This window comes from Plantibacter sp. ME-Dv--P-095 (assembly GCF_030209365.1).
Lineage (GTDB): Bacteria > Actinomycetota > Actinomycetes > Actinomycetales > Microbacteriaceae > Plantibacter.
Map to the genome: position 1 here is coordinate 40,087 of NZ_JARVSB010000004.1, position 17,192 is coordinate 57,278.

Here is a 17,192-nt window from a genome sequence, read left to right on the forward strand (position 1 = left end):
GTCACGAGTCGCGAGGCCGTTCCTTGCGCAGACCAGCCGGAAGGCGGAGCACCATGACCATGAGACTGCTCGCGGTGCACGCCCACCCCGACGACGAGTCGAGCAAGGGTGCCGCGACGCTCGCGTACTACCGCAGCCTCGGCGCCGAGGTCATGGTCGTGAGCTGCACGGGAGGCGAACGCGGCGACCTCCAGAACCCCGGACTCGCCGACGTCGCGATGATCGAGCGCGACCTCCCCGGGTACCGCCGCCTCGAGATGGCCGCGGCTCAGGAGATCCTCGACATCGAGCACCGCTGGCTCGGCTACCAGGACAGCGGCATGGCCCGCGACGACGGCACGGTCCCACCGGCGAGCTTCGCCGACATCCCGCTCGAGGTCTCGACCGGCGTGCTCGTGCGGATCGTCCGGTCGTTCCGGCCGCAGGTCATCGTCACCTACGACGAGAACGGCGGGTATCCGCACCCAGACCACATCCGGTGCCACGAGGTGAGCGTCGCCGCGTTCGACGCCGCGGCCGACGCCGACCGCTACCCGGAGGCCGGCGAGCCCTGGCGCGTGGACAAGCTCTACTACGACCGCTCGTTCAGCCCGGCCAGGCTCGAGGCGGTGTACGCCTATCTCCTCGAGCACCACCCCGACGACCCGGCGGTCGAGCGACTGGCGGAGATGCGCGAGTGGATGGCCGGTCGGCCGGACCTCGCCACGACGCACGTGCGTGTCGGCGACTTCTTCGAGGCACGCGACGACGCGCTCCGGGCCCATGGCAGCCAGGTGCCGCCGGACTCACCGTTCTTCTTCTGGCCGAACGACGTCCTGCGCGCCGCGTGGCCGTTCGAGGACTACCAGCTGGTCACCTCGCACGTCGCGTCGGCCACCCCAGAGTCGGAGCTGTTCGACGGCGTCGACACCAGTGAAGGAACCGCATGATGCACCACCTGCTCACCGAGCTCGTCCTGGCGGTCACTCCGTCGCCGTCACCCTCACCGCAGTTCGACGAGAACCAGGTGACGCCGGGGCCCTGGGGCTTCGTCATCACCTTCGCCATCGCCGGCATCGTGGTCTTCCTCGTGATCGACATGGTGCGCCGTGTTCGCCGGGTCAACTACCGTGCCGAGATCGACGAGCGCCTCCAAGCGGAGGTCGCCGAGCGGGATGCGGCACGCGCCGACGGCGCTGACGGTCCGATCGCCCCCGATGGCGGCTCGACCGATCCCCTCCGGAAGCCGGACGACCCGCGCCGCTGAGCCGACGGTGTCGCACGGTCGGGCGTGCGCCCGACGCGACGATGATCAGCGGTGGTACACCGGGTCGATCGCGATCAGCAGGATGCCGCTCCAGTGGCACAGGAACGCGAGCACCGTGCACAGGTGGAACAGTTCGTGGAACCCGAACCGCCCGGGCCAGGGGTTCGGCCGCTTCATGGCGTACATGATCGCCCCGACCGTGTAGAACAGCCCGCCGGTCGCGATGAGCACCATCGTCGCGACGTTGCTGTTCGCGATCTCGCCGAGGTAGGCGACTGCGCCCCACCCGAGCGCGAGGTAGAGCGGGACGTAGAGCCAGCGCGGAGCACCGATCCAGAACACTCGGAACCCGATGCCGAGGAGCGCGCCACCCCACACGAGGACGAGCAGGAGCGTTCCCTGCTCCGGCGGGAGGGCGAGGACCGCGAGCGGGGTGTAGGTACCGGCGATCAGCAGGAAGATGTTGGCGTGGTCGATCCGCTTGAGGAGCAGCTTCACGCGGGGCCGCCAGGAGAACCGGTGGTACAACGCCGAGTTGCCGAACAACAGCATCGACGTGAGCACGAACACGGTCGAACTCCACTTCGCCGCAGCACCCTGCGCCAGCGTCACGAGCACGATCCCGGCGATGATGGAGATGGGGAAGATCCCGGCGTGGAGCCAGCCGCGCCAGCTCGGTTTGACCTCGTCCGGTGTGGCGGCGTCGACGGCGGCGACCTCGAGCAAGGGCAGGTTCGGCAGCTCGGGCTCTCCGGTCGTCATGTGCTCAGGATACGGGGTGGTGCGGAACTCCTCCTGGGAGCAGCGGAGGAAACTGCACTAGCGTTGCAGGGTGATGACGAGGCATTCCGCACCGGTGGACGGCTTCCTGTACGGCCTCTACGCGAGACGCCTGCGGAAGACGTTCAGTCCGCAGACACTGCCGCACCATGTCGCGATGATCATCGACGGCAACCGGCGGTGGGCCAAGCAGCTCGGCTACGAGACGGCGGCCCACGGTCACCGCGCCGGTGCAGCGAAGATGCGCGAGTTCCTCACCTGGTGCGACGACCTCGGCATCGGTGTCGTCACCCTGTACCTGCTCTCGAGCGACAACCTCGTGAACCGGGCCCCGGACGAACTCGACGACCTCGTCGACATCATCGCCGATCTGGCCGAGAGACTGTCCCACTACCGCGACTGGCGGGTGAAGCACGTCGGGTCGAGCGCGGGGCTCCCCGAATCGCTGCGCACCGCGCTCGAGAGCGCCGAGGAGCGCACCGCCGATCGCGCGGGGATGCACATCAACCTCGCCGTCGGGTACGGCGGACGGACGGAGATCGTCGACGCCATGCGGGCGATCGTCGCCAAGCACCACCTCGAGGGCAGAAGTCTCGAGGACCTCGCTGCCCTGCTCACCCCCGACCTCATCGGTGAGCACCTCTACACGGGTGGCCAGCCCGACCCTGACCTCGTGATCCGCACGAGCGGGGAGCAGCGGATGAGCGACTTCATGCTGTGGCAGAGCGCGCACAGTGAGTTCTACTTCGTCGAGGCGCTCGGTCCAGACCTCCGAGAGGTCGACTTCCTGCGTGCCCTCCGCGACTTCTCCAGGAGGCAGCGGCGGTTCGGCGGATGAACCGGAACCCCGACGAGCAGACCGCGGACCAGGGCGACGCCGACGACCGTCTGTCCGCTTTCCAGGGCGACTTCGGCGAGGACACCGGCTACCTCAACTACGGCAGCGTCGGGCCGCTGTCCCGGAGCGCCGGAGCCGAGGCCGCCCGGTGGAACGAGGTGCTCGGTCAGGCGGCCTTCGGCGGGCTCGTCGACGTCGACGCGATGGACGCGCGGATGCGCGCCGCCGTCGGTGCGCTCACGGGGTTCCGGCCCGATCAGATCGTCGCCCAGCCGAACACCTCGCAGGGCCTCGTCCACACGATGTTCGGCCTGCGCGGCGTCGTCCTCCTCTCCGCGGCCGAGTACCCCTCGCTCCCGTTGGCGGCTGAGCGGGCGTCGCAGCACCGGGGCGTCCTCACACCGCGCTGGTTGGAGACCGATCGCGGCCACGTGACTCCGGACCGCATCCGCGCGCAGCTCGACGACGAGGTGACCGCGGTCGCCGTCAGCCTCGTCGACTACCGGACGGGGTTCCTGGCCGACCTGCACGCGATCCGCGAGGTGATCGGGGATCGTCTGCTGATCGTCGACGCCATCCAGGGCTTCGGCGTCGTCGACGCGCCGTTCGAGGCGGCCGACGTCGTCGCCAGCGGCGGACAGAAGTGGATGCGGGCCGGGTGGGGCACCGGGTTCCTCGCCATGAGCGATCGGGCCCTGGACCGTCTCGAGCCCGTCCTCTCCGGGGTCACCGGAACGGACGAACCCTGGCCGTTCAGCGCGACCCCGGAACCGAGCCGGACCGCGAGCGCGTACTCGATCACCCGGGCCGACCCCCTCGCGGCTGCACGCTTCGCCGCATCCCTGGAGGCCACCTTGGCCTTGGGCACACCGGTCGTCCAGAGCACCATCGCCGGACTCGTGAGTGAGGTCATCGAGCTGGCCGACGAGTTCGGCATCCCCGTGCTCACCTCGCGCGACGAGCGTGAACGAGCCGGGATCGTCGCGTTGGAGCCCGAGGAGGCGGTCCTCGAGACCCTGTCGACGTCGCTGGCGAACCACGGCGTCACCGCGACCACGCGCGGCACGACCGTGCGGCTCAGCGTGCACGCCGGCACCACACGCGAGACGCTGGAGCTGCTCCGCGGGGCACTGGTGTCGTTCGCGACCGCAGCGAGCTACTGATCCGCCGCTCCACCGCCGGTTCGTCGGGCGACCCCCATCTGTTCACCTCCCCGTAACAGGACACGGGGCGTGTCGTCGCATCGATGTCGGTGGCCGGACGTACGTTCATCTCATCGGGCATGGAGCCCGGTCGAGACGGCCACACAAGTTCGGCTCGAAACCCTGCAGGCGGCCGTTTCGCACAGTGATCCGAGCATCAGTTGCTCGGGGTGGGAGTGGTTGTGGCCTCGCGAGACATCCAGAACACGTCAGCCGACACCGAGACGCGGACCGCGTCGACGGACACACGCCGACGACCCGCAGACCGCACGGCGAGCGGAGGTGGTCAGGCGCAGGCCGAGATCACCTACGTGCTCGACACCTCCGTGCTGCTGTCGGACCCGAAGGCGCTCTTCCGCTTCGCCGAGCACGCCGTCGTCATCCCGGTCGTGGTCATCAGCGAGCTGGAGGGCAAGCGCAACGACCCGGAGATCGGGTACTTCGCGCGTCAGGCGCTCCGCATCCTCGACGAGTTGCGGATCGAGCACGAGCGGCTCGACTTCCCGATCCCCGTCGGCGACGGCGGCTCGTTGCGCGTCGAGCTCAACCACTCGAGCATGGCGGCTCTGCCGTCGGGGCTTCAGCTGGGCGACAACGACTCACGCATCCTCGCGGTGGCCCTGAACCTCGCCAACGACGGCCTGGCCGTCACGGTCGTCTCCAAAGACCTGCCGCTCCGGGTCAAGGCGGCGTCCATCGGTCTGCAGGCGGAGGAGTACCGCGCGGAGTTGGCGGTCGACTCCGGTTGGACGGGGATGTCCGAGATCACCCTCGGCGCCGACGACATGAGCGTCCTGTACGAGCGCGAGGAGGGGACCACCCCGCTCGTCGAGGACATGCCCGTCAACACCGGACTCGTCATCCACTCGGATCGCGGCTCGGCACTCGGGCGGGTGACCGGCAAGCGCAGCTACAAGCTCGTCCGAGGCGACCGCGACGTCTTCGGCCTCCACGGTCGTTCGGCCGAGCAGCGCCTCGCGATCGACCTGTTGCTCGACCCCGAGATCGGGATCCTGTCGCTGGGAGGTCGAGCAGGGACGGGGAAGTCCGCGCTCGCCCTCTGCGCGGGTCTCGAAGCGGTCCTCGAACGCCAGGCGCACAAGAAGATCATGGTGTTCCGCCCGCTGTACGCGGTCGGTGGTCAGGAGCTCGGGTACCTGCCCGGCGACCAGGGCGAGAAGATGAACCCCTGGGGACAGGCCATCTTCGACACCCTCGGTGCCGTCGTGTCGCAGAACGTCCTGGACGAGGTGGTGGAGCGCGGCATCCTCGAGGTGCTCCCGCTGACCCACATCCGTGGTCGATCGCTGCACGACGCGTTCGTGATCGTCGACGAGGCGCAGTCGCTCGAGCGCAACGTCCTGCTGACGGTGCTCAGCCGGATCGGGCAGAATTCCCGGGTGGTGCTCACGCACGACGTCGCGCAGCGCGACAACCTCCGGGTCGGCCGCCACGACGGGGTCGCGTCGGTGATCGAGACGCTCAAGGGACACCCGCTGTTCGCCCACGTGACGCTGACGCGCTCCGAGCGCTCGGCGATCGCGGCGCTGGTCACGGAGATGCTCGAGGGCAACGAGCTCGCCTAGCCCTGGCCCGGGCGGAGTCGGGGTCGGTCGACCTCGGCTCCACCCGGGGCTGTGGAGAACTCCCGCGGCGGTGGCGGCGGCCGACCTATCCTGACGGCATGCCGACACGTCCGAGGAGCCGTCCTCGCTCGCGCCGCAGGCTTTCCTCGGCCGTATGGATGGTCCCGATGGCCGCAGTGCTCATCGCCGGCACGGTGGCGAGTGAGGGGCTGCACCTCCGCCCGGTGGCGATCCTGCTGGTGTGGCTCGCCTGCATCACGCCGCCACTCGTCCGCATCGACCTCGCCGAGCATCGCCTGCCGAACCGCATCGTGCTGCCGGCGCTCGCGGTCGCCGTTCCGCTCGGCATCTTCGACGCGATGGTCGTCGGGCGGATGCCCGCCGAGCCGCTCCTCGCAGGCCTGCTCGTCGGTGGGGCGTTGTACGCGTGCGCAGCTTTCGGCGGCCTCGGCATGGGCGATGTGAAGCTCGGCGCCCTGCTCGGTGTGACGGTGGGGTGCTTCGGGATGACGGCGGTGCTGCCGTTCGCTGTGGTGTCGATCTGCTCCGCCGGGGTCGTCGGCGCGATCGTCGTGGTCGCCACGCGGTCCACCGGCGGTTCGGCCGGCTGGAGGACGAGGATCCCGTTCGGACCCTTCCTCCTGCTCGGCTGCTGGAGTGCGGTCGCCCTGCTCGTCATCACCGGTTAGGGCGACGGAACGGCCCCGGATCCGAGGGGATCCGGGGCCGACACGGTGGGTCTGCGCGAAGCGTCGAGACTCAGCCGGGGTGCGTCATCGAGAGGACGTCGAGGGCGGTGTCCAACTGCTCCTCGGTGATCTCGCCGCGCTCGACGAAGCCGAGGTCGACGACGGCCTCACGGACGGTCAGGCCCTTCGCGACCGAGTGCTTCGCGATCTTCGCCGCCGACTCGTACCCGATGATCTTGTTGAGCGGGGTCACGATCGACGGCGAGGAGCCGGCGAGGGCTGCCGCGCGGTCGAGGTTCGCCTCGAGGCCGTCGACGGTCTTGTCGGCGAGGACCCGCGTGGCGTTCGACAGGAGCCGGATGCTCTCGAGGAGCGCCGTCCCCATGACGGGGATCGCGACGTTGAGTTCGAAGGAACCGGAGGCACCGGCCCAGGCGATGGTCGCGTCGTTCCCGATCACCCGGGCGCCGACCATGAGGACGGCTTCGGGGATCACGGGGTTGACCTTGCCGGGCATGATCGAGGAGCCCGGCTGGAGGTCGGGGATGTGGAGTTCGCCGAGGCCGGTGTTCGGCCCGGAACCCATCCAGCGGAGGTCGTTGCAGATCTTCGTGAGGCTCACGGCGATGACGCGGAGGGCACCGGAGGCGTCGACGAGTCCGTCGCGAGCGCCCTGGGCCTCGAAGTGGTCCTGGGCCTCGGTGATGGGCAGCTCGGTCTCCTGCGCCAACAGCTCGATCACGAGCTGCGGGAAGCCCTTCGGCGTGTTGATGCCGGTGCCCGTCGCGGTGCCGCCGAGCGGGACCTCGGCGACCCGGGGGAGTGCCGTGCGGACACGCTCGATCCCGAGGCGCATCTGGCGGGCGTAGCCGCCGAACTCCTGGCCGAGCGTCACCGGGGTGGCGTCCATGAGGTGCGTCCGGCCGGGCTTCACGGCGGTCTTCCAGAGCTCGGCTTTGCGCTCGAGCGACACGGCGAGGTGGTCGAGCGCGGGGATCAGGTCGTCGATGAGCGCGCTCGTCACCGCGATGTGCACCGAGGTCGGGAAGACGTCATTGGAGGACTGCGAGGCGTTGACGTGGTCGTTGGGGTGCACGGGGCTTCCGAGACGCGCACTCGCGAGCGTCGCCAGGACCTCGTTCATGTTCATGTTCGAGGAGGTGCCGCTGCCGGTCTGGTACGTGTCCACCGGGAACTGCGCGTCGTGCGCGCCGGTGATGACCTCGTCGGCCGCGGCGGCGATCGCGTCGGCGACACCCTGGTCGAGGACGCCGAGCTTCGCGTTGGCGAGTGCCGCGGACTTCTTGATCCGTGCCAGCGAGGCGATCTGCGCCGACTCGAGTCCGCTGCCCGAGATCGGGAAGTTCTCGACGGCCCGCTGCGTCTGCGCACCGTAGAGCGCGTTCGCGGGGACCCGCACCTCACCCATGGTGTCGTGTTCGATGCGGTACTCGGTTGCTGAGGTGTCTACCACGCTGTTCGTTCTCCTTCGTGCGATTGCGTCGGTGCTGCGCTCGACCGGTCGGCCGGCGCGGTGGAGGTCATTCGGGGACGGTGACGTCGCCGATCACGATGTCGGCCACGGCGGTGCCCTCGAGGAGCTTGTAGTTCGCGCCGATGATCGCGACCGTCCCGGCGGCCACGGCGTCGCTGATGAGCTCGGAGCGCGAGACGACCTCCATGACGGTGCGGCGGAGGTGGCGTCGTCCGACTTCGGAGGTGTCCACCGAGGCGGCGTCGATCGGCGCCGGGCCGGCGACCGCACTCACAGCGGGGACGATCTGCTGGATCAGCTGGTCGATGTAGGGCGGCAGCGGGACGGCGTCCTCGATCTGCGAGTCGATCGCCGCGCGGACCGCACCGCACTCGTCGTGCGCGAGCACGAGGATGAGCGGGACCTCCAGGACGCCGACCGCGTACTCGAGGGTGCCGAGCACCGAGTCGGAGACGATCTGGCCGGCGTTGCGGACCACGAAGAGGTCGCCGAGGCCCTTGTCGAAGATGATCTCAGCAGCGAGACGGGAGTCCGAGCAGCCGAAGATGACGGCCTCAGGAGCCTGCGAGTGCGCGAGGGTCGCTCGTCGCTCGACGTCCTGGCGGGGGTGGGCTGGCTGTCCGGCGACGAACCGCGCGTTGCCGCGCTGCATCTCGCGCCAGACGGCACCGGGGCGCTTCTGGGTCATTCTGAGTCCGTTTCTGCAGGGGCGCCCGATGGGGCGTCGAGGTTGGCGGTGACCCCGGCGCGCACGGAGCGTGCGACGTCGAGGACGTACTCGGGCTTCGCCGTGCCGAACACGGCGATGGTGCTGCGCCCGGCGACGGTCGAGAGGGCGTAGCCGACGTTGCCGTCCTCGGCACCGCTGCCGTTCGCGTATTCGACCCAGTCGACGCCGTCGATCGTGACGGTGCCGGTCGGGCGGGCGTCGTCCAGTTCGGCCACCAGCCAGGTGTCGTTCGCGTCGACGCCCTGCACGAGGCCGACGAACTCGTCGTCGGGGGAGATCAGGCCGACGTTCCAGGAGCGGATGTCGGGGGTGCCGGCGACGGGCGAGCTGCCGGTGCGCACCTCCGCGTAGTTGCTGCCCCAGTCGTCGCCGAGTTCCGGCGTGAGCAGCGGGACCGGGAGGTCGGGCTGTGCCTGGCCGGCGAGCTGCGCGTAGTCGACGGTCGGACGCTCCGGTGCTTCACCGCGGGGGACGGCGAGCACGATCACGACGACGAGCCCGACCGTGGCCAGGAGCGAGAGGACGAGGTTGTTGACGGTCTTGCGGGATCGGTAGAGCCGGGAGTTCTCGGCCTTGCGGTCGGCGGTCTCCTGCGGCGTCTCCGGGCGGCCGAGCTCGGCCACGACGCGAGGGGGCTTGGTGTCCTTCACCGTGGCGCGTCCGTCGGTGCGGATCCGAGCTGTGCCGCGCGGGCGGCGTCCAGCCGGGCCTTCGCGCCGATCAACCATTCCTCGCAGCGTTGGGCGAGCTGTTCGCCGCGTTCCCAGAGCCGGAGGGAGTCCTCGAGCGAGGCCGAGCCCTGTTCCAGCTCGGACACGACACGCACGAGTTCGTCGCGTGCCTGCTCATAGCTGAGCTCCTGGACATCGGAGGGGGTTGGCATGCTTCCATCCTATTCGTCGTCGGTCACGACGGCAGCCGTGGCCGGGCCGGTGCTGGCGGCGCCGATCGCGCCGGAGGCGAGGGTGATGAGGAGTTCGGTGCCCGCCGGGGCGTCGCCGTCGGCACGGATGACCGCGCCGCCGGGCACGTCCCCCTGCGGGTCGGCCCGCTGGACGATGGCGTACCCGCGATCGAGCGTCCGCTGCGGCGACAGGGCGCGGAGGTGGGCGCGGAGCTCCGTGACCTCCCGCTGGGCGCGCTCGACGGCGCGGTCGACCAGCTCCGCGCCGCGCGCGACGGTGCGGGTGAGCTCGTCGGCTCGGGAGTCGACGATCCACGACGGGTCGGCGAGGGCTGGACGCGTCCGGAGGGTGGCGAGTCGGTCGATCTCGTGACCGATCATCGACGTCACGCGGGACGAGAGCCTGGTGCGTGCCTGCTGCACTCGGGCGAACTCCTCCGCGACGTCGGGGACGACCCGTTTGGCGGCGTCCGTGGGCGTGGAGGCCCGGAGGTCGGCCACGTCGTCGAGCAGAGGGCGGTCGGCCTCGTGGCCGATCGCACTCACGAGCGGGGTGCTGCACGCGGCGGCCGCCCGGACCACCCGCTCGTCGCTGAAGCCGAGGAGGTTCTGGAAGTCGCCGCCACCACGAGCGACGATGATCACATCGACCTCTGGATCGGCGTCGAGGGTCTGGAGGGCGCTCACCACCTCGCCCGGCGTGCGGTCGCCCTGGACCGCGGCGTGGACGACGCGGAACCGGACCGACGGCCAGCGCAGCTCCGCGTTCCGCAGGACGTCCTTCTCGGCGTCGGAGTCCTTGCCGGTCACGAGGCCGATGCACTGCGGCAGGAAGGGGAGCGCGCGCTTCCGGGACGCGTCGAAGAGCCCTTCGTCGGCGAGCTGACGCCGCAGCCGCTCGAGGCGCTCGAGGAGGTCGCCGATCCCGACGTGCTTCATCGCCATCACCTGCATGGTGAGGGTGCCGCCCTTGAGCCAGTAGTTCGGCTTGACGAGCGCGACCACGTGGTCGCCCTGCTTGAGGTCGGCAGGGATCTTCGCCCGAACGGACGACCAGATGGTGAAGCCGACGGTCGCGTCGACCTCGAGGTCCTTCAGCTTGCCGTAGACGTTGCCGCCCGAGGCGCCCCACTGGGTCAGCTCGCCCTCGACCCAGACCGTGCCGAGGCGGTCGATGTAGTCGCGGAGCTTCGTTCCGAGGAGCGCGACCGGCCAGGGGGCTTCCATCGTGGCCGGTGCATCGCTCATCCCTCCAGCCTAGCCGCGGGCACCGACGGGGCGGCGGTCCGCTCACGGCCGACTCCCGAGCGCTGCCGCGTAGAATCCACTCGTGACCGATCTCCGCGACGCCCCAGCCATCGGCCTCGGCATGCCGAGGCTCCGACGCGTCGCCGGACGCCTCGTCGACCTCCCGGTCGCCGGTGAGAAGCGCGTGCTGCTCGCAGCCCCACGCGGCTACTGCGCGGGTGTCGACCGAGCCGTGATCGCCGTCGAGAAGGCGCTCGAGCACTACGGTGCGCCCGTCTACGTCCGGAAGCAGATCGTCCACAACGTCCACGTCGTCGATCAGCTCGAGGCCCAGGGTGCGGTCTTCGTCGAGGAGGTCGACGAGGTCCCCTCCGGTGCGCACATCGTGTTCAGCGCGCACGGGGTCTCGCCCGCCGTCGTCGACGCCGCGGCCGAGCGCGGCCTGCTCGCGATCGACGCGACCTGCCCGCTCGTCACCAAGGTGCACCGGGAGGCCGTGCGCTTCGCTCGCGACGACTACGAGATCCTGCTCATCGGACACGAGGGGCACGAAGAGGTCGAGGGCACCGCCGGCGAGGCACCCGACCACGTCACCCTCGTGACGAGCCCGGAGGCCGTGGACGGACTCGTCGTCGCCGACCCCGAGAAGGTCGTGTGGTTGTCGCAGACGACGCTGTCGGTGGACGAGACCATGGAGACGGTCCGACGCCTGCGTGAGCGCTTCCCGAAGCTGCAGGATCCGCCGAGCGACGACATCTGCTACGCGACCCAGAACCGCCAGGTGGCGATCAAGAAGGTCGCGCAGGACGCCGACCTCGTGATCGTCGTCGGATCGGCGAACTCCTCGAACTCGGTCCGTCTCGTCGAGGTGGCGCTCGAGTACGGCGCGAAGGCCGCCTACCGCGTCGACTACGCGCACGAGATCCAGCAGGCCTGGCTCGAGGGCGTCGGCACGGTCGGCGTGACGAGCGGTGCCTCCGTGCCGGAGGTCCTCGTGGACGAAGTGCTCGAAGAGCTCGCGGGCGCCGGCTACGGCACCGTGCAGGAAGTCAAGACGGCCGAGGAGGACCTCATGTTCTCCCTGCCGAAGGAGCTCCGCAAAGACCTTGCGGGCACGACCGATCCGCGCGCCCTGGGAGGGCGCAGAACATGAGCGAACCCCGCCCCCGTCCGCAGTTCGGCGAGTACGCGACTCCCGAGGAACAACGCGCGAGCATCGCCGAGCCGATCGACGCCCAGCGAGCCGAAGAGCTCGGTGTGGCACCCGTCGTCCCGGCGGATCACGGGCCGGCGCAGCCGACCCTGCGTGAACAGACCCGTCACACGACCGACGCGGCCCCGGTGACGGCTCCGGCTCCATCCACCGGACGGACCCCTCGACGACCGGTGACCGGCGACCGACTCGCGACGTCGATCCTGCTCGGTCTCGGCCTCGTCAGCCTCATCGTGATGATGCCGGGGCTGCTGGACCTCCCCGGTCTCATCCGCCCGGCGCTCGTGCAGATGGGTGTCTCCGGCTACTCGTCCGACGGCCTGGCGAGTGCCATGGGCGTCTTGGCGCTCGGCCTCCAGATCGCCCTGTGGGTCGGAGCGATCATCCTCTCCGGGCGCTCGCTGCGCGCCGGACGACTGACGTTCTGGATCCCGCTCGTCGCCGGCGTCGCCGCGAACATCGTCGTGGTGATCTGCCTGGCCATCGCCATGGGCGCCGACCCCGCGTTCATGGAGTACGTCCGCTCGCAGCAGCCGTAGTCGCGCACCACACGAAGAACGGGCCCGGCAGCGATGCCGGGCCCGTTCTCGTGGTGCGACTGCTAGGAGGTGCTGGTGCCGTACGAGCCGAGCTGCTTCGTCGCCTCGGCGACGCGAGCGGCCATGGCCGACTCGGCGACCTTGCCCCAGGCGCGCGGGTCGTAGAGCTTCTTGTTGCCGACCTCGCCGTCGACCTTCAGCACACCCTCGTAGTTGGAGAGCATGTAGCCGGCGATCGAGCGGGTGAACGCGTACTGCGTGTCGGTGTCGATGTTCATCTTGACGACACCGTTCGCGACGGCCTCGGCGATCTCGGCGTCGGTCGAACCCGATCCGCCGTGGAAGACGAGGTCGAGGGGCTTCGGGCCGTGGCCGTACTTCGCGGTGAGACCGTCCTGGATGGTCTTCAGCAGTTCGGGCTGGAGCTTGACGTTGCCGGGCTTGTAGACGCCGTGGACGTTGCCGAAGGTGAGGGCGGCCATGTAGCGGCCCTGCTCGCCGAGACCGAGCGCCTCGACGGTCGCGATCGCGTCGTCGAGCGTCGTGTACAGGTGCTCGTTGATGTCGTGGCTGACACCGTCCTCCTCGCCGCCGACGACGCCGATCTCGACCTCGAGGATGGCGTTGATGGCCTTGGTGCGCTTGAGCATCTCGGTCGCGATCTCGAGGTTCTCGGTGAGCGGGACCGCCGAGCCGTCCCACATGTGGGACTGGAAGATCGGGTTGCGGCCGGCCTTGACCTCCTCCTCGGAGGCGGCGATGAGCGGCATGACGAAGCCGTCGAGCGCATCCTTCGGGCAGTGGTCGGTGTGGAGCGCGACCGTGACCGGGTAGTTCTTGGCGACCTCGGTGGCGAACTTGGCGAAGGCGATGGCGCCCGCTGCGCGGTTCTTGACCGTGTGGCCGGCGAAGTAGTCGGCGCCGCCCGTGGTCACCTGGATGATGCCGTCGGAACCGGCCTCGGTGAGGCCCTGCAGGACGGAGTTGATGGTCTGGCTGCTCGAGACGTTGAACGCGGGGTACGCGAACCCGTTCGACTTCGCCTTGTCGAGCATCGCTGCGTACTGTTCCGGGGTGGCGACGGGCATGTCTTCTCCTTGCGTGGGGACGATTCGCCTAGAAGTCTAGTGAATCGGGCCGGGCGGCATAGGGCACGATGAGGACATGACCGAGCGCACTCCGGACACCGACCTCCTCGACGGCTTCCTCGACGCGACGCGGGCGGCGGCGGCCGCGGTCGCGGGTCTCGTGGGTGGCGGCGACGGCATGCGGATCGACGGGGTGGCCGTCGACGCGCTTCGTCGGGCACTCGAACCGTTGGCCGTCGACGGCCGCGTCGTGGTGGGGGAGGGCGAGAAGGACCAGGCGCCCATGCTCTTCGTGGGCGAGCGGTTCGGGACCGGCGTCGGCCCCGCGATCGACCTCGCCGTCGACCCGGTGGACGGCACGAAGCTCGCGGCCACCGGCAGGCCTGACTCCGTCGCCGTCATCGCGGTCGCCCCGCGCGGCGCCATGTTCGACATCGGACCGGCCTACTACCTCGAGAAGCTCGTCGCGGCGGACGCGGGTCGAGGGCTGTCCCTCGCGGACCCCGTCGCGGTGACGCTCGACCGGCTCGCCACCAGCCTCGGTCGCCCGGTCTCGACCCTGCGGGTCGCCGTCCAGGACCGTCCGCGGAACGCCGCGACCGCGCAGGCCGTGCGCGCCGCCGGGGCCGAGCTGGTCGGTTTCGCGGACGGCGACGTCGCGCTGTCGCTCCGCGCCGCGGCGGCCGACGGCGACCTCGACCTGCTCCTCGGGATCGGCGGAGCCCCCGAAGGCATCCTGACGGCCGCCGCGGTGCGAGCGCTCGGTGGCTGGATGACGGCGCGGTTCGCTCCTCAGTCGCCCTCGGAACACACGCGACTCGTCGAGGTCGGCGTCGACCTCGCCCGCGAGGTGCCGCTCGACGAACTCTGCACCGCTGACGCGTGGTTGCTCCTCAGCGCCGTCACCTCGACGGCGCTCGCCGCCGGGGCCGAACTCGCCGGGGTGAGCCTCGACGCGGACGGTGGTGTCACGGTGGAGTCGGTCGTCGTCGGACCGGGCAGCCCGCTCACGAGGTCACGGAAGCGCCTCGATCCCGACACGCCCCGAGGCCTTCCCAGCCCTGTTCGCTAGGCTGAAACCCTCATCCACCGAAGCGTCGTGTCCCACGAGGCGAGCGATCCATGGAGGATCCAGTGACCCAGCCTGAAACCGGCTCCCACTATCTGCAGCCCGACCGCAACCTCGCCATGGAGCTCGTCCGAGCGACGGAGGCGGCCGCCATCCGTGCGGCGCCGTTCATCGGTCGCGGCGACAAGAACGCCGCCGACGGTGCCGCCGTCGACGCGATGCGTGCCTTCCTCGGCACCGTCAACTTCGACGGCGTGGTCGTGATCGGTGAGGGCGAGAAGGACGAAGCGCCCATGCTGTTCAACGGCGAACACGTCGGCAATGGTCGCGGCCCGTCCTGCGACATCGCGGTCGACCCGATCGACGGGACGAGCCTCACAGCTGCCGGACGTCAGAACGCGCTCTCGGTCATCGCGGTGTCCGACCGCGGCAGCATGTTCGACCCCTCGGCCGTGTTCTACATGGACAAGATCGTCACGGGTTCCGACGGCATCGGCGTCGTCGACATCAGCCAGTCCATCGGCGACAACATCCGTGAGCTCGCCAAGGCCAAGGGCAAGCAGCCCGAGGACATCCGTGTCGCCGTCCTCGACCGGCCGCGTCACGCGGAGCTCATCGAGGAGATACGGGCCGCCGGCGCCGGGACGCGTCTCCTCCTCGACGGCGACGTCGCGGGCGGCATCAACGCCGCACGGTACGACTCGCGCATCGACATGTGCGTCGGTATCGGCGGCACCCCAGAGGGCATCATCACCGCGTGCGCCGTGAAGGCGCTCGGCGGGCTCATCCAGGGCAAGCTCATGCCGAAGGACGACGCGGAGCGGGAGCGCGCCCTCGCGGCCGGTCACGACCTCGATCGTGTCCTCGGCGCGAACGACCTGGTGCGGGGCGACAACACCTACTTCGTCGCGACGGGCGTCACCCACGGCGAGCTCGTCGACGGCGTCCAGCGCAAGGGCCCGATCATCCGCACGGAGAGCCTCGTCCTGCGGTCGCGCTCGGGCACCATCCGCCGCGTCGAGGCCGACCACCTCGCGGCGAAGTGGCTCTAGCCACTCCTCGTGCAGCGTGAAGCGCCCGGTCCCTCCTCTCGGTGGGGCCGGGCGCTTCGTCGTTCCGGGCAGGCCCGGTCAGTCCTGCAGCCGGTGGGCCAGGCGCGCCTCGAGTTCGCTCGGTTCCTGATTCGACGGCTCAGGTGCCGGCTGTGCCTCCGGTGCGGTGAGGCGTTTCGGCGACGCGTCGCTCTGGCTCACCTGCCCGATGACCGTGGCCTCGTCGAGGGCGTCGAGCTTGCGGGCCGTGACGAGCACCCGGGTCTCGAACGAGGACGCGAACTGGTTGTAGTTCGTGACGGTGCTCTCGATGGAACGGCGCAGGCGGTCGGCGTGGTCCGACAGCGTGGACAACCGCTGGTAGAGCTCCTTGCCGAGATCGAACAGCCGCTTGGCGTCCTCCGTGAGGACGTCCTGCTGCCAGGTGAACGCGACCGTCTTGAGCACCGCCCAGAGGTTGACGGGGGAGGCGAGCGCCACCCGCTTGCCGAAGGCGTAGTCGAGCAGACTCGCGTCGGCCTCGAGGGCGGCCGCGAGGAGTGACTCGCTCGGGATGAAGCAGATGACGAACTCCGGGCTCGACTCGAGACCGCGCCAGTACCCCTTGGCGGACAGCGCGTCGACGTGCGACCGCACCGCCTTCACGTGCTGCGCGAGGAGCGCGGTGCGTCGAGCGGCCTCCTCGCCCGTCGCCGTCACCGGGATGGTGCTGGCTTCGAGGTACTGCGCGAACGGGACCTTCGCGTCCACGGCGATGGACTTACCGCCGGGGAGGCGCACGACCATGTCGGGTCGGCCAGTGCCGTTGTCGGAGGTGATGCTCGACTGGAGGTCGAAGTCGACGCGCTGGGTGAGCCCGGCCGCCTCCACGACGTTCCGGAGCTGGGTCTCGCCCCAGACGCCACGGGTCGCGTTGTTGCGGAGCGCTGAGGCGAGCGACTCCGTCGTCGAGCGCAGTCGTTCCTCCGACTCGGAGGCCGTCTTCAGCTGCTGGGCGAGTTCGCCGTGCTGGCGGCTGCGCTGCTGTTCGAGTTCTGCGACCTTCGCCTGCATGTGTTCGAGGCTGTGCTGGACGGGGGCGAGGGCCTGGAGGACCTGGCTCTCCTCGTGCTCCTGCTGCGAGCGTCGCTCGGCATCCGCGCGTTGGCGTTCGAGGAGTTCGCGGTACTGCTCGCGCTGGGTCTGCAGTTCGCGCCCGAGTCCGTCGGCCGTGGCGTCGAGCGCGGCCAGCTCGGCGCGGAGGGCGGCCCGGATGTCGGCCTCCCGCGCCGAGGACTCGGCGAGGAGCTGGGCCTGCTGACCACGGACGTCGGCCAGCTGGGCGGCGTGTCTCGCCTCCAGGAGCGCGGGGTCGATCGTCGCTCCGCCGTTCCGGCGTTGCAGCAGGATCACCATGACGGCCGCGCCGATGACGAGTCCGATGAGGAGGCCGATCCCGAGGGCGAGTGCGCTGTCCATGTCCTCAGTGTGTCGTGGGCCGCCGACATCGATCGGAGGCCGCGCGGCGGCCGGA

The 17,192-nt window shown here is 70.1% G+C and carries 18 protein-coding genes; 10 read left to right on the forward strand and 8 right to left on the reverse strand.

Translation table 11 applies throughout. From position 1 onward, the window contains the following. The first annotated feature begins 53 nt into the window (after positions 1–53). Positions 54–929 (forward strand): mycothiol conjugate amidase Mca, encoded by an 876-nt coding sequence (mca, locus tag QRN26_RS05355; protein ID WP_056007409.1) that lies wholly within the window; start codon positions 54–56, stop codon positions 927–929. Continuing rightward, entirely contained in the window at positions 926–1,246 is a 321-nt protein-coding gene (locus QRN26_RS05360) for a hypothetical protein (protein ID WP_056007406.1), read from the forward strand. The genes mca and QRN26_RS05360 overlap by 4 nt, the downstream gene beginning before the upstream one ends. A 45-nt stretch (positions 1,247–1,291) precedes the next feature. Here the strand turns inward: QRN26_RS05360 and trhA are convergent, their stop codons facing one another. Then, positions 1,292–2,008, reverse strand: coding sequence for a PAQR family membrane homeostasis protein TrhA (gene trhA / locus QRN26_RS05365; protein ID WP_056007403.1), 717 nt, complete (start codon positions 2,006–2,008; stop codon positions 1,292–1,294). A 73-nt stretch (positions 2,009–2,081) separates the two neighbouring features. On the opposite strand from trhA, the gene QRN26_RS05370 reads away from it, so the two are divergent. The 4 genes from QRN26_RS05370 (at position 2,082) to QRN26_RS05385 (ending at position 6,341) form a co-directional block, all read left to right on the forward strand. After that, on the forward strand, positions 2,082–2,864 hold the full coding sequence (locus tag QRN26_RS05370) for an isoprenyl transferase (RefSeq protein ID WP_285036065.1): 783 nt from the start codon (positions 2,082–2,084) through the stop codon (positions 2,862–2,864). Beyond that, a complete protein-coding gene (locus QRN26_RS05375) occupies positions 2,861–4,027 on the forward strand; it encodes an aminotransferase class V-fold PLP-dependent enzyme (RefSeq protein ID WP_285035733.1) in 1,167 nt (388 codons plus the stop codon). The genes QRN26_RS05370 and QRN26_RS05375 overlap by 4 nt, the downstream gene beginning before the upstream one ends. A gap of 221 nt (positions 4,028–4,248) precedes the next feature. After that, positions 4,249–5,652, forward strand: coding sequence for an RNA 5'-3' helicase PhoH2 (gene phoH2, locus QRN26_RS05380; protein WP_235522560.1), 1,404 nt, complete (start codon positions 4,249–4,251; stop codon positions 5,650–5,652). Between the two features lie 167 nt (positions 5,653–5,819). Continuing rightward, positions 5,820–6,341, forward strand: coding sequence for a prepilin peptidase (locus tag QRN26_RS05385; RefSeq protein ID WP_285035736.1), 522 nt, complete (start codon positions 5,820–5,822; stop codon positions 6,339–6,341). Positions 6,342–6,411: 70 nt separating this feature from the next. Here the strand turns inward: QRN26_RS05385 and QRN26_RS05390 are convergent, their stop codons facing one another. The 5 genes from QRN26_RS05390 to xseA form a co-directional block, all read right to left on the reverse strand. Then, a complete protein-coding gene (locus QRN26_RS05390; protein WP_082455866.1) occupies positions 6,412–7,815 on the reverse strand; it encodes a class II fumarate hydratase in 1,404 nt (467 codons plus the stop codon). 67 nt (positions 7,816–7,882) lie between these two features. Further along, positions 7,883–8,524 (reverse strand): carbonic anhydrase, encoded by a 642-nt coding sequence (locus tag QRN26_RS05395; RefSeq protein WP_056007395.1) that lies wholly within the window; start codon positions 8,522–8,524, stop codon positions 7,883–7,885. After that, on the reverse strand, positions 8,521–9,216 hold the full coding sequence (locus tag QRN26_RS05400) for a DUF4245 domain-containing protein (RefSeq protein ID WP_056778388.1): 696 nt from the start codon (positions 9,214–9,216) through the stop codon (positions 8,521–8,523). The genes QRN26_RS05395 and QRN26_RS05400 overlap by 4 nt, the downstream gene beginning before the upstream one ends. Continuing rightward, a complete protein-coding gene (locus QRN26_RS05405; protein WP_056007389.1) occupies positions 9,213–9,449 on the reverse strand; it encodes an exodeoxyribonuclease VII small subunit in 237 nt (78 codons plus the stop codon). The genes QRN26_RS05400 and QRN26_RS05405 overlap by 4 nt, the downstream gene beginning before the upstream one ends. A gap of 9 nt (positions 9,450–9,458) precedes the next feature. Continuing rightward, positions 9,459–10,718: an exodeoxyribonuclease VII large subunit gene (gene xseA / locus QRN26_RS05410; RefSeq protein ID WP_056007386.1), complete on the reverse strand. Its 1,260-nt coding sequence runs from the start codon at positions 10,716–10,718 to the stop codon at positions 9,459–9,461. A 121-nt stretch (positions 10,719–10,839) separates the two neighbouring features. On the opposite strand from xseA, the gene QRN26_RS05415 reads away from it, so the two are divergent. After that, positions 10,840–11,871 (forward strand): 4-hydroxy-3-methylbut-2-enyl diphosphate reductase, encoded by a 1,032-nt coding sequence (locus tag QRN26_RS05415; protein ID WP_056011366.1) that lies wholly within the window; start codon positions 10,840–10,842, stop codon positions 11,869–11,871. Next, positions 11,868–12,470 (forward strand): DUF6264 family protein, encoded by a 603-nt coding sequence (locus QRN26_RS05420; protein ID WP_056007383.1) that lies wholly within the window; start codon positions 11,868–11,870, stop codon positions 12,468–12,470. Before QRN26_RS05415 ends, QRN26_RS05420 begins: the two co-directional genes overlap by 4 nt. Positions 12,471–12,532: 62 nt before the next feature. On the opposite strand, the gene fbaA is transcribed toward QRN26_RS05420, so the two are convergent. Continuing rightward, a complete protein-coding gene (fbaA, locus tag QRN26_RS05425) occupies positions 12,533–13,558 on the reverse strand; it encodes a class II fructose-bisphosphate aldolase (RefSeq protein WP_056007380.1) in 1,026 nt (341 codons plus the stop codon). 76 nt (positions 13,559–13,634) lie between these two features. Between fbaA and QRN26_RS05430 the strand changes: the two genes are divergently transcribed. Together QRN26_RS05430 and glpX are read left to right on the forward strand one after the other, a co-directional pair. Next, a complete protein-coding gene (locus tag QRN26_RS05430) occupies positions 13,635–14,630 on the forward strand; it encodes a fructose-bisphosphatase class II (protein WP_285035742.1) in 996 nt (331 codons plus the stop codon). A 50-nt stretch (positions 14,631–14,680) separates the two neighbouring features. Further along, positions 14,681–15,679, forward strand: coding sequence for a class II fructose-bisphosphatase (glpX, locus tag QRN26_RS05435; protein ID WP_194669535.1), 999 nt, complete (start codon positions 14,681–14,683; stop codon positions 15,677–15,679). A gap of 78 nt (positions 15,680–15,757) precedes the next feature. Here glpX and QRN26_RS05440 read toward each other — a convergent pair whose 3' ends face one another. Then, complete coding sequence (locus QRN26_RS05440; RefSeq protein WP_285035744.1) at positions 15,758–17,137, reverse strand: DNA recombination protein RmuC; 1,380 nt, start codon at positions 17,135–17,137, stop codon at positions 15,758–15,760. Between the last annotated feature and the right edge of the window lie 55 nt (positions 17,138–17,192).

What these genes read in the sequence shown, in the direction of transcription:
- mca (WP_056007409.1), top strand. Translation starts at nt 54, where the DNA reads ATGACCATGAGACTGCTCGCGGTGCACGCCCACCCCGACGACGAGTCG.
- QRN26_RS05360 (WP_056007406.1), top strand. Translation starts at nt 926, where the DNA reads ATGATGCACCACCTGCTCACCGAGCTCGTCCTGGCGGTCACTCCGTCG.
- trhA (WP_056007403.1), bottom strand. Translation starts at nt 2,008, where the DNA reads ATGACGACCGGAGAGCCCGAGCTGCCGAACCTGCCCTTGCTCGAGGTC.
- QRN26_RS05370 (WP_285036065.1), top strand. Translation starts at nt 2,082, where the DNA reads ATGACGAGGCATTCCGCACCGGTGGACGGCTTCCTGTACGGCCTCTAC.
- QRN26_RS05375 (WP_285035733.1), top strand. Translation starts at nt 2,861, where the DNA reads ATGAACCGGAACCCCGACGAGCAGACCGCGGACCAGGGCGACGCCGAC.
- QRN26_RS05385 (WP_285035736.1), top strand. Translation starts at nt 5,820, where the DNA reads ATGGCCGCAGTGCTCATCGCCGGCACGGTGGCGAGTGAGGGGCTGCAC.
- QRN26_RS05395 (WP_056007395.1), bottom strand. Translation starts at nt 8,524, where the DNA reads ATGACCCAGAAGCGCCCCGGTGCCGTCTGGCGCGAGATGCAGCGCGGC.
- QRN26_RS05405 (WP_056007389.1), bottom strand. Translation starts at nt 9,449, where the DNA reads ATGCCAACCCCCTCCGATGTCCAGGAGCTCAGCTATGAGCAGGCACGC.
- xseA (WP_056007386.1), bottom strand. Translation starts at nt 10,718, where the DNA reads ATGAGCGATGCACCGGCCACGATGGAAGCCCCCTGGCCGGTCGCGCTC.
- QRN26_RS05415 (WP_056011366.1), top strand. Translation starts at nt 10,840, where the DNA reads ATGCCGAGGCTCCGACGCGTCGCCGGACGCCTCGTCGACCTCCCGGTC.
- QRN26_RS05420 (WP_056007383.1), top strand. Translation starts at nt 11,868, where the DNA reads ATGAGCGAACCCCGCCCCCGTCCGCAGTTCGGCGAGTACGCGACTCCC.
- fbaA (WP_056007380.1), bottom strand. Translation starts at nt 13,558, where the DNA reads ATGCCCGTCGCCACCCCGGAACAGTACGCAGCGATGCTCGACAAGGCG.
- QRN26_RS05430 (WP_285035742.1), top strand. Translation starts at nt 13,635, where the DNA reads ATGACCGAGCGCACTCCGGACACCGACCTCCTCGACGGCTTCCTCGAC.
- glpX (WP_194669535.1), top strand. Translation starts at nt 14,681, where the DNA reads ATGGAGGATCCAGTGACCCAGCCTGAAACCGGCTCCCACTATCTGCAG.
- QRN26_RS05440 (WP_285035744.1), bottom strand. Translation starts at nt 17,137, where the DNA reads ATGGACAGCGCACTCGCCCTCGGGATCGGCCTCCTCATCGGACTCGTC.